The sequence below is a fragment of the Thalassotalea sp. PLHSN55 genome (assembly GCF_052030545.1).
Taxonomy (GTDB): domain Bacteria; phylum Pseudomonadota; class Gammaproteobacteria; order Enterobacterales; family Alteromonadaceae; genus CANMXU01.
On the sequence record NZ_JBPDIH010000002.1, the window covers coordinates 223,323 to 235,028 of the forward strand.

Here is an 11,706-nt window from a genome sequence, read left to right on the forward strand (position 1 = left end):
ACCACACTTGTTTTTTGATATTACGGCAATGACTTTGTCGCGTTAACATCTCCAACACGATAGTTACAAACAAATAAAACACGATACAAAATCTAGCTAGAGAAACTTTAACCAATAGTGAGAAAATTGCAGCAGCTGTTTAATTTAACGGCAGTTTGTTATTGAATTGTCGGCACCTGCATGCCGACATATTCTCCGCTCTTTAGGTGAGACTATGGCCGGTACCAAAAAACTTGTTGGCAAACATTTAAAAGTTGCTCATAAAGCTCTAACCAAGGTTACAGACTTTCTTGAACGCTTAAATATTCATTACATCGTAGATTGCGGTACATTGTTAGGCATGATCCGCGAAGATAGGTTATTACCTTGGGACGACGATGTCGATTTGTCTATAAAGCGCAGCGATGCCGAGTTTCTTGTAAAAAACAGATGGCGCCTTTGGTTAATGGGTTACAGAACCTGTGTAAGGCACTATAGAAATGACGATTATGCTTTTAACAAGGGCGATGTACGCCTCATTAAAATTCAAACGCGAAAATGGCTGTTTTTCAAAAAAGATAACGTACTCGATATTTTTATCAAAGACGCGGTTGGTGATGAATATCAAATGGCTCTTGGTAGAAACCCTTCGGTATTACAAGGCATACCTAAAACGTTTCTCGACGAAACGGTTAGCTTTTTATTTGGCGATAAAACCTATTCAATTCCGAAAGCTTATCAAGAGTATTTAACATTTATTTATGGTGACTGGCGTACGCCGGTAAAAGAATGGAATTTCTTGGTAGACGCTAAGTGTAATAAATACTAACGCTACAGTCAGGGCAATAACATAGTTAGCTTATTGCCCAATATGAATATTTATACTTTAACTTGTTGTCGGTATCACTAACCACTCTTTTGGCAAAATCCCAAGTGAATCAGTGTAATGAATCCACTTGCCTGGACAGACTACAATTTTATTAGGGTTTGCATTTAACCAAGCGCCCCACCAACTAAAGCTACTGTTTGCAATTATATTATGGTTACATAAACTCATTAACTGCATATCTCGATACGAGTTTTCTCCGCCGTTCCAATCTACAAACTTAGCATTGGCTACTTTTAAGTTTTCTCTACACCAAGGAATGTCGTCAGAAAACACAACAAACATCGGATTTTCAACCAAAGATTCTATTTTTTTTACGGCCTGTTCATAATAGTCAGTAGTGCAAATACCGCCTAACGATTTATGCTTTAAATAATCACCACGGCGTATATGAATAGCCACCGTTGTATGGTTAGCTATGTCATCCGCTAACTCGATATTTTGTTGTTCAGTAAAACTAGGAAAAACAAGATTCTCTCGCAATGTCGATTCGATATTATCGAGGTATCTGTAGCTTTGCCATGAGCCTCGGTAATAGACATTGGTATTTGCCGTACCTAAAAATTGTTCTTGATAAGAAAAGTGCAGCTTTTTCTTTTCTTTGATATAGGTTCTATTGACAAAAGGTAGGTACTTATTAAGCTCTTTTTTAAACTTAGTCACAATATTTTTAGTACCTTGGATCTGCAACTTTTCTTCTTTTGAGCAATAGTTCTCATTTAAATTGAAAATACGCTCTAACTCAAAACCATTATGTAATTGATAACTGGCCATATCATGAATATCGAGCTTGACGGTTTCTTGATTAAACTTCGCTTTAATTGCCTGATAAAATGCGTATTGAAAAATTTGATTTCCAAAACCACCACATACACGTACTATTTTCATTAAATGTTTCACTTTAGCTTGAGAGTCTATACATCCTTTAGCTACGTTTTTTAGTACTAACTAGAGAACTAACTTTTGAATTAACATAGTTAAGGAACGAATTACGCCATGATACCATCATCAGATCCACTTTAGTAAATGAAAAGCCAACCTAGAAACAAATTAGCAATGATTTAACCTGTACTTATTGTATAATGCCGCGTAATTTTTCCGTTATTTCTAGTGCTAAATAAATCATCTAGTTTCAGGATACTTATCATGTCAAAAAATAAAGTTGCTCTCATTACCGGGATCACTGGTCAAGACGGCTCATATCTAGCCGAATTTTTACTTGAAAAAGGCTATGAAGTTCATGGTATTAAACGCAGAGCTTCATCATTAAACACCGAGCGCGTTGACCATATTTTTCAAGACAACCATGAAGAAAACCAAAACTTTTTCTTACATTACGGTGACTTAACCGACTCATCAAATTTAACCCGTATCATTAAAGATATTCAACCAGATGAAGTGTATAACCTTGCAGCACAGTCGCATGTTGCGGTTTCGTTTGAATGTCCTGAATACACAGCAGATGTAGATGCGTTAGGTACGCTACGCTTATTAGAGGCTATTCGCTTTTTAGGCTTAGAGAAAAAAACCAAATTTTACCAAGCTTCAACGTCTGAACTTTACGGTGAAGTACAAGAAATACCACAAACTGAAACGACACCGTTTCACCCGCGTTCGCCTTATGCCGTTGCTAAAATGTACGCATATTGGATTGTGGTGAATTATCGTGAATCGTACGGCATGTATGCTTGTAATGGCATTTTGTTTAACCATGAATCTCCGCGTCGTGGTGAAACCTTTGTGACGCGTAAAATTACTCGTGGTTTAGCCAATATTGCTCAAGGCCTAGAAAAATGTTTATACCTAGGCAACATGGACGCATTACGTGATTGGGGACATGCCAAAGACTACGTACGTATGCAATGGATGATGCTGCAACAAGAACAAGCGGATGATTTTGTCATTGCCACCGGTAAACAAATTAGTGTGCGCGATTTTGTTAAATTATCAGCACAAGAAGCGGGCGTTACTCTTGAGTTTAGCGGTGAAGGCGTTAACGAAATAGCCACAGTTTCCGCTATTAGCGGTAACAACGCACCAGCTTTAAAAGTTGGCGATGTTATTGTAAAAGTTGACCCGCGTTATTTCCGCCCTGCTGAAGTTGAAACCTTATTAGGCAACCCAGCAAAAGCCAAAGAAAAACTTGGTTGGTCACCAGAGATTACCGTTGAACAAATGTGCGCAGAAATGGTGGCTAACGATTTAGATACTGCCAAACAACACGCCATATTAAAACAGCATGGCTACTCACCAGCCATTTCTGTTGAATAAGTTACCTAAAGCATGAAAATACTACTAACAGGTGCCAACGGTATGGTTGGCAAAAATATTCTTGATGCAGCTAAAAAACACTCTCACCAGTTTATAGCGCCAAGCAGCCAAGAGTTAAATTTGCTAGATTTTAACAGCGTGCAAAATTACCTCGAACAACACCAGCCGGAGATGATTATTCATGCTGCTGGTATTGTTGGCGGTATTCAAGCGAATATGGCACAACCGGTGAAATTTTTGGTTGAGAATATGCAGATGGGATTAAACATTCTCAATGCAGCTCGCGCCAACAAGGTTCAACAGTTTTTAAATTTAAGTAGTTCTTGTATGTATCCACGCGATGCCGCTAATCCATTGCAAGAAGAACTCATTTTAAAAGGTGAATTAGAACCGACAAATGAAGGCTATGCACTTGCTAAAATAACTAGCACGCGCTTATGTGAATACATTCACCAAGAAGACTCAAGCTTTCTGTATAAAACGATCATTCCTTGTAACCTGTACGGTAAATACGATAAGTTTGATCCAAAAAATTCACACATGATCCCTGCCGTTATTCGTAAAATTTCAGAAGCGAAAAAGCAAGAGCTCAGTGAAATTGATATTTGGGGTGACGGCCTAGCAAGGCGTGAATTTATGTATGCTGAAGACCTTGCTGACTTTATATTTTATGCCATTGACAACTTTAGCGCGATGCCACAAAACCTGAATGTTGGTTTAGGCACTGACTATACCATTAACGAATATTATCAAGCTGTTGCTAACGTTATAGGTTTTAACGGTAAGTTTGTACATGACTTATCAAAACCTGTTGGCATGAAGCAAAAATTAATAGACGACAGCAAATTAAAGGCCTTTGGCTGGCAATTTAAAACCTCTCTTGAACAAGGGATTTCAAATACTTATCAATTTTACTTAAGTGAGTACGATCATGACTAATTATTCCTTAGCAAGCAGCACCTGGAATGAAAAGGAATTAAACGCCATTCAAACCGTAATCGACAGCGACATGTATACAATGGGTAAACATGTCGCCCAGTATGAACAAGATTTTGCGAAATTTTTTGGTTCAAAATACGCGTTAATGGTCAGCTCGGGTTCAACAGCAAATTTATTAATGATCGCCGCTTTATTTTTTACTAAAAATGAAAAGTTAAAGTTAAAACGTGGTGACGAAATTATCGTGCCTGTTGTTTCTTGGTCAACCACCTACTTTCCGTTGCAGCAATATGGCTTAAAAGTGAAATTTGTGGATATCGATCGCAATACACTTAATATGGATCTTGATAAACTCGACGCGGCAATTACCGATAAAACCAAAGCGATTTTATCGGTCAACTTACTGGGTAACCCTAACGACTATCAACGAATGCAAGAAATTATCGGCGAGCGCGACATTTTCATTCTTGAAGATAATTGTGAATCTATGGGGGCTACAATAAACGGCAAGCAGGCAGGCTCTTTTGGCGTGATGGGCACTTTTAGCTCATTTTTTTCCCACCACATTGCAACCATGGAAGGTGGCTGCGTAATTACTGATGATGAAGAACTCTATCACATTTTACTGTGTATTCGTGCTCACGGTTGGACGCGTAACTTACCGAAATTTAATCATGTTAGTGGTGAGAAAAGTGATGACCCTTTTGAAGAATCATTTAAATTTATGTTACCAGGTTACAATGCTCGTCCACTCGAAATGAGCGGCGCATTAGGTATTGAGCAACTTAAAAAGTTACCTGAGTTCATTAAAATCCGACAAAAAAATGCCCAGTTATTTCAGCAACTGTTTGCACAGCACCCTTTTATTGAAATACAAAAAGAAACAGGCAACAGCAGCTGGTTTGGTTTTTCTTTAGTATTAAAAGAAAATGCGCCTTATAGCCGAGCTGAATTAGTGAAAATACTTAGTGACAAAGGCATTGAATGTCGCCCAATAGTTACTGGAAATTTCCTTAAAAACACCGAAGTATTAGCGCATTTTGACTATGAAGTTGCTGGCACAGTTGACGCTGCGGAATACATAGACAAACATGGTCTTTTTGTTGGAAATCACCAAAACGATATCGAAAAAGAAATTAAGCTACTGGCAGAAGTCTTATGTTAAATAGTGCTTGAAAGCACAATACATCTACAAAGAGATAGCAACGAAAGCACTCAACATAACTAGTCATTATGTTGAGGGCTTTTTAGTGTCGTAAACAAGGTTAGTCCTTTGTTAAGCAAACGTTTACATCACAACAATAAAGCCCACAAAGTTACAAACATAAACAGAGAGGTCAATCATACAAATTTAAAATAACGTATAGCCCGCACTAAAAATACATTCCCCGTATGCAATACGACTCTATTATTCCAATTGGCGCCAATTGCCGCGTTGCGCAAGCATTAAGAGATTTAAACCTACGCCAACAAGCACTTCCTGTTGATTGGGTGCTATCTAGTGCTCAAGCACTGCTTCAACTTATCAAAAATGACTTCAATCATTTTTTCGAGCAAAAGTATTGCCAAGGCATGTCGTTTTTTTCTACAAAAGGTAAAAAGTGCACTTGTGTGTTAAATCATTTTTATCAAATTAGTTTCATTCATGACAAAGCATGGCACCACGAACGGTTTTTAACGTACAATAAGCGCATTCAAGCATTTAAAGATACGATAAACCAAGATAAAGTTTTACTGATACGTTGGGATATGAAAGCCCCTTTTCATAACGACCATAATCATATAGAGCATGAACAGCGCGACAAAGAGTATTTTCAACAAAGTGATAGCCTAGAAAACTTATATCAACTTAAAGATATTTGTAATCAAAAATATAAAGGTGATGTTGATTTATTAATACTCCATGCTGACAAAATTGCCGAAGAAGATAAACGCCCTGATGTGTTTTATCATTTTATTGATGTAACAAAAGTAAAACAACAAACAAGAGCTTGGGACCGTATTGCGATCAGAAAAGCATTAAAAAGTTTGAAGTTAACCTTAAAAAATAACAATAACAAAATAAGTTACTTTCAAAAATTAAAAATATGGATGTATTAAAAAAGAGTAAAAGAACATGAAAATTTTGGTAATACCTAATCGTGGCCGCTCGTATAATGCCGTGCGCCCTGAAGCCGAGTGTTATATCAAGCTCGCACAGCGCGGCCATCAAGTCACCATTATGTCTAGTGCAACTAACGCCTACATCGACGAATATAAAAAATCGGGTGTAACTTTTATTGAGTTAAAAAACTTAAAAAAGCATAGCTGGACGGTAATCAAGCAAATGCGTGATTATATTAAAGACAATGATATTGACCTTGTTTATGCTACCGAATCTAAAGGCATTCCTAACGCCAGTTTTGCTTGTATTGGCACTAAAGCAAAAATGATCGCTTATCGCGGCACATCTGGCGGTATGTACAGAACAGATCCGAGCAATTACCTTTGTATGTTACACCCAAGAATTGATGGCGTTATTGGCGTTTCAACTCCTTGTACCGTGAATATAAAATCAAAAGTTAGGCAAGCCATTAAGCAAAATATTGAAACTATCTACAAAGGTCATGATTTAGACTGGTATCAAGCGCCCGCTGCTGATTTAGCTGAGCTTGGCAGCGATGAACAATACTTCAACCTATTGTGTGTCGGCAGCCCTCGCCCACACAAAGGTACTCATATTTTATTGGAAGCCGCAAAGCAGCTAAAAGATATTGAAAATTTAAGAATTATCCTGGTTGGCGATAATTTACAAAAACAGCCATTTTTAGATCTAATTAAAGACTCGGGCATGGCTGAACGTATTTTATTACCTGGCTTTAGAAACGATGTACCCGCCATTGCCAAAGCCTGTGATTTATTGGTATTACCTTCTTTAGCAAAAGAAGGTTTAACTCGCACTGTGCTTGAATCGCTTTCTAACGGCACGCCAGTTGTCTCTTCTGCTAACGACGGTGTACTAGAGTCAATTGAAAATGATTATAATGGTTTTATTGTGCCTATTGGCGATATTGACGCACTTGCTGAACGTATTAAATTTTTGGTCAATTCCCCTGATGTACTCACTAAGCTTTCAAATAACAGCAAGGAAATTATCAAAGGTAAAATGTCGCATCAACAAACCGTTGAACACATGGAAGCGTATTTTGAAAAAATGATCGCAAGCGCTTAACCAGCAAGCAACTTTCTTAAAGCAATTCCTTGTCTTAAAAAAATAAAAAAGCGAGTCTGCCTTTTTCGTGGCGGCCTCGCTTTTTTAGTTGTTTATCAGATATCATTTATTAGATGTAGTTTGTTGAAAATTATAACGTTACGCCAATTGGCGCTTAACTTGGTAGCGTGAAATAATTTAGCAACATTAAACCTGATAAAAGCTTCGATACCAATGAACAAAGTTATCGACACCTTTAGCAACGTCCATCGACGGTTTATAGCCAGTCACTTCAAACAAATCTGAAACGTCAGCATAGGTTTGATAAACGTCCCCTGCTTGCATTGGCATGAAGTTTTTCTTGGCTTTAATCGATAACGACTGCTCTAACGACTCTATAAACGACATTAATTTTACTGGGTTACCATTGCCAATATTGTAAACACGATATGGCGCGCTACTTTTAGCAACACTGCCCGTTTCAACTTGCCAGCTAGCATCTTTTTCAGGCACCACGTTTTGTATGCGAATAATGCCTTCAACAATATCGTCTATATAGGTGAAATCGCGGCGCATATCGCCATTGTTGTATACGTCGATGCTATCGCCTGCAACTATCTTTTTGGCAAATTTAAACAATGCCATATCTGGGCGTCCCCACGGGCCATAAACGGTAAAGAACCTTAATCCTGTGGTTGGAATATCGTATAAATGTGAATAGGTATGCGACATCAATTCATTCGATTTTTTTGTTGCCGCGTATAACGAAATAGGGTGAGCAACACTGTCGGTAGTTGCAAAAGGCACTTTATTATTTAAGCCGTAGATAGAACTTGATGACGCATACACTAAGTGCTCAACATTATTGTGTCGACAGCCTTCTAAAATAGTTAAATGGCCAACCATATTGCTGTCTGCATACGCCATCGGATTATCAATAGAATAACGCACACCAGCTTGTGCAGCTAGGTGAATAACGCGGTCAAATTTCTCTTTTGCAAATAGTGTTTCAATGCCTTCCCGATCAGCTAAATCGAGTTTTTGAAAACTAAACAAAGACAAAGGCGCTAGTTCTTTTAAGCGCGCGAGCTTTAAATTAACATCGTAATAGTCGTTAAGATTATCAATACCAACCACTTGATGACCTGCTTCACATAATCGCTTGGCAACATGAAAACCGATAAAACCTGCGGCTCCGGTGACTAAATATTTCAATGTTTTATTCCTAGTTAATTTTTCGCTTAATTAAGCCTAATGTTAGCTACAGGCTTATTTTCATAGTGTGATCATACTTGAATATAAGCATAGTGCCCAACAGAAATTCATGTAAAGTTATTAGCATTAGCAACTAAATTACAAAAGCGGATCGAATACTTACCGCTACCGCTGGAATTATCCTATTTCCAACGGTAGAATAGCGCGGTTATATTTCCATATTCTAAGGCTTATCTCGTTGAAACTTGTTCGTAAATTTCCTAGTGTAAAAGTGCTTATCAGTATTATTTTTTTGAGTAGTTTTCATACTTTTGCCGCAGGCGTATCGCCATATTTACCCATTGGCAAAGATCCATTACTCGACCTTGAACTTCACCGTTTAGCCACCGTTGCCAAAATGCCGATTTTAAGTCGCCCGTATCACGCGGCAACGGTTTATAAATACTTAGATAAAGTTGTTGATAGCCACCCACAATTACATCAGCGCATTAAACGCTATTTACGTCGTTATATGAAAGACAAAGCCATTACGCATGCCTCTGTTGAAATAAGCGCGTCGAACAATACAGAAGTGACCTTGCCAAATCAACGTGGCCAAATGCTTGACGATAATTACAAGCTTGACTTTAATAGCTTTTGGCAAGTGAATAGCCACCTTATTGTTAATGCTGGTGGTGTTCATTACGAAGATGGCGGCTTTATTCCTAATAATAATTTTGTCTCATTTGGTTGGGATGTTTTCCAAGTTGATGTCGGTTATCGCGAGCATTGGTTATCACCCTTTCAAGAAGGTGCGGTACTTTTATCAACACAAGCTAAAGCGCCACTTAATGTCACCATTAGCAATCCAACCCTAATAACCGATTGGAACATTAAATATGAAATGTCAGTCGGTATTTTAGAAGAGCACGACGATATTCAATTTGACCGTGAAGAAGATCCTGTTTCCGGAAAACCGGGCTTTTTATCGATGCATGCTAGCATTCAACCTTTTGATTGGTGGACCATTGCTGGTAACCGCACCTTTATGTTTGCCGGTGATGGCAGCGGTATTACGATAGGTGATATATGGCAAGCGATAATCGATCCGGTAAATGCTGATAATTGTGGTGGTGAGGGCACTGAACTACAAGACTGTAGTGAAGAGTTTGGTAACCAACAAGCGTCAATCACTAACCGTTTTGATTTAAGCTGGAACGGTACGCCGTTTAGCCTTTATTACGAATACGCGGGCGAAGATACCAATAATTACAGTAACTACAGACTGGCAAACTTAGCCAATAGTTTTGGCCTATTTTTACCTTATTTGAATGATACCATGTCGTTGAACATGGAATTTACCAGCTTTCAAAGTGCTTGGTATACCCATCACATCTACGGTGAAGGCTATTCAAACGACGGCGTAAAAATGGGTCACTGGTGGGGCGCCATGAAAGCGCCAAAAGATAGCTTAGGTGGTGAAGCCGGTAGTGTGCGTCTTGACTGGCAAAACAGCAGTGATTCACAAGTATCATTTTTATATCGTACAGCAAGTTTTAACAATGATAATTACAATTACGAACAAGCCCATGAACTTGAAGTAAAATACAGCAAAGCGGTAGACGACGCCTTTGTCGAAGTAAATTTGTACTTGGGTAAAAACGCCTATGGTGACAACTTTGTTCAAACCAGTGTTGCTTACCTTTGGTAAACACTAGGCTATAACCCGCAACTATTAGGAATTCGTTATTATGCGCGTCATTACTTTTGGAACTTTTGATATATTTCATGTTGGCCACGTCAACATTTTAGAGCGCGCACGATTACACGGCGATCACTTAATTGTTGGCGTATCTTCAGATAAACTTAATATCTCTAAAAAAGGAAGACCACCGGTTTACAGCGAAGATGACCGCAAACACATTATTCGCTCGATGCGATGTGTGGACGATGTATTTTTAGAAGAGTCGCTTGAACTAAAAGCTGATTATATTAAATATTACAATGCCGATATTTTGGTCATGGGTGACGATTGGCAAGGTAAATTTGATCACTTAAATGACATTTGCCAAGTGATCTACCTACCGCGCACGCCATCGGTTTCAACCACAGAAATAATTGAAGTGGTAAAAACTAAACGCACCTAATTATTTTCAATTAACACTTTAAGATAAGCCTATGACCGCCAAACGCTATTTGTTCTACATTGCCCATAACTATTGTTTTGAAATTTTAAGACCATTACAGCAGGTCATGTTAGCGCAAGGTAATCAAGTAAAATGGCTTGCCGTTGGCAACGAAGTTAGCGTCTCGTATTTTGAGCCAAACGAAGTTGTGCTTAATTCAATAGACGAAGCACGCACTTACCAACCCGATGCCACCTTTGCACCAGGCAATGAAATTCCTAATTTTATTCCTGGTCTTAAAGTGCAAGTATTTCACGGTTTAGAATGGAAGAAAAAAGGTCACTTTGTTATTCGCGACTTTTTTGATTTATATTGCACCCACGGGCCAGCTACCACCTCACGCTTTAATACCTTAGCCAAACAACATGGCTACTTTGACGTGGTTGAAACTGGCTGGCCCAAACTTGATGAATTATTTTCAACGCCTAAAATTGCTAATGTCGGCAATGGCAAACCGATCATATTATACGCACCAACATTTTCGCCTGCGCTCACCTCGGCTCCTGAGTTATTTGATGAAATAAAACGCTTAATCGACACTAAAGAGCATCACTGGCTAATTAAATTCCACCCCAAAATGGCACAAGAGTGGCTAGATAAATATCAAACCTTAGTCTGTGATAATGTTGAAATAATTGAAAGCTCTAGCATTGCTCAGTTATTACAAACCGCTGATATTATGGTGTCAGATACTTCTTCGGTAATTGGCGAGTTTGCTTTACTGAATAAAGCCATTGTCAGCTTAAATAATCGAGCACCTGGCGATTACTTGATCAACATCGAAAATGCAGCACAATTACCTGCTGCAATCGAGAAAGCGTTTCTTGCCGATGAAAAGCTAAAAAACGCCATTAAAAACTACGCCGACGACCTACATCCGCAAAATGATGGCAATGCCGCGCAGCGGATTTTATCAGCAGTTGAACATATGTTAGCTCATGGAAAAACAGCCCCCAAAAGCAAACCACTAAATATTTTTCGTAACCTCAAACAACGCAAAAAACTCGGCTATTGGAAATTTTAATTAAAATTCACCTAGTATGAATAATTATTCAAGCGCT

Annotated in this window: 11 protein-coding genes; 9 read left to right on the top strand and 2 right to left on the bottom strand. The window is 38.5% G+C overall.

Annotated elements, in window-relative coordinates; genetic code table 11:
- The first annotated feature begins 214 nt into the window (after positions 1-214).
- Positions 215-808, top strand: a complete 594-nt coding sequence (locus ACRRSQ_RS04155; protein WP_440874443.1) for a LicD family protein — start codon at positions 215-217, stop codon at positions 806-808.
- Between the two features lie 57 nt (positions 809-865).
- On the opposite strand, the gene ACRRSQ_RS04160 is transcribed toward ACRRSQ_RS04155, so the two are convergent.
- A complete protein-coding gene (locus ACRRSQ_RS04160) occupies positions 866-1,753 on the bottom strand; it encodes an alpha-1,2-fucosyltransferase (protein WP_440874444.1) in 888 nt (295 codons plus the stop codon).
- 258 nt (positions 1,754-2,011) lie between these two features.
- Between ACRRSQ_RS04160 and gmd the strand changes: the two genes are divergently transcribed.
- From gmd to ACRRSQ_RS04185, 5 genes are all read left to right on the top strand, one after another.
- A complete protein-coding gene (gene gmd, locus ACRRSQ_RS04165; RefSeq protein ID WP_440874445.1) occupies positions 2,012-3,136 on the top strand; it encodes a GDP-mannose 4,6-dehydratase in 1,125 nt (374 codons plus the stop codon).
- Positions 3,137-3,148: 12 nt separating this feature from the next.
- Complete coding sequence (locus ACRRSQ_RS04170; protein WP_440874446.1) at positions 3,149-4,075, top strand: GDP-L-fucose synthase family protein; 927 nt, start codon at positions 3,149-3,151, stop codon at positions 4,073-4,075.
- Positions 4,068-5,240, top strand: coding sequence for a DegT/DnrJ/EryC1/StrS family aminotransferase (locus ACRRSQ_RS04175; protein ID WP_440874447.1), 1,173 nt, complete (start codon positions 4,068-4,070; stop codon positions 5,238-5,240). Before ACRRSQ_RS04170 ends, ACRRSQ_RS04175 begins: the two co-directional genes overlap by 8 nt.
- A 227-nt stretch (positions 5,241-5,467) precedes the next feature.
- The gene (locus ACRRSQ_RS04180; RefSeq protein ID WP_440874448.1) at positions 5,468-6,175 is read left to right on the top strand and encodes a DUF1796 family putative cysteine peptidase; all 708 of its coding nucleotides are present in this window, start codon (positions 5,468-5,470) and stop codon (positions 6,173-6,175) included.
- Positions 6,176-6,191: 16 nt separating this feature from the next.
- Positions 6,192-7,286, top strand: a complete 1,095-nt coding sequence (locus ACRRSQ_RS04185; protein WP_440874449.1) for a glycosyltransferase family 4 protein — start codon at positions 6,192-6,194, stop codon at positions 7,284-7,286.
- 186 nt (positions 7,287-7,472) lie between these two features.
- Here ACRRSQ_RS04185 and ACRRSQ_RS04190 read toward each other — a convergent pair whose 3' ends face one another.
- The gene (locus ACRRSQ_RS04190; RefSeq protein WP_440874450.1) at positions 7,473-8,480 is read right to left on the bottom strand and encodes an NAD-dependent epimerase; all 1,008 of its coding nucleotides are present in this window, start codon (positions 8,478-8,480) and stop codon (positions 7,473-7,475) included.
- A 292-nt stretch (positions 8,481-8,772) separates the two neighbouring features.
- Between ACRRSQ_RS04190 and ACRRSQ_RS04195 the strand changes: the two genes are divergently transcribed.
- Genes ACRRSQ_RS04195 through ACRRSQ_RS04205 form a run of 3 tightly spaced genes read left to right on the top strand, consistent with a single transcriptional unit; the run spans position 8,773 to position 11,669 of the window.
- Entirely contained in the window at positions 8,773-10,170 is a 1,398-nt protein-coding gene (locus ACRRSQ_RS04195; RefSeq protein WP_440874451.1) for a capsule assembly Wzi family protein, read from the top strand.
- Between the two features lie 37 nt (positions 10,171-10,207).
- Complete coding sequence (locus tag ACRRSQ_RS04200; RefSeq protein ID WP_440874794.1) at positions 10,208-10,606, top strand: adenylyltransferase/cytidyltransferase family protein; 399 nt, start codon at positions 10,208-10,210, stop codon at positions 10,604-10,606.
- Between the two features lie 31 nt (positions 10,607-10,637).
- On the top strand, positions 10,638-11,669 hold the full coding sequence (locus tag ACRRSQ_RS04205) for a CDP-glycerol glycerophosphotransferase family protein (protein WP_440874452.1): 1,032 nt from the start codon (positions 10,638-10,640) through the stop codon (positions 11,667-11,669).
- Positions 11,670-11,706 lie beyond the last annotated feature (37 nt).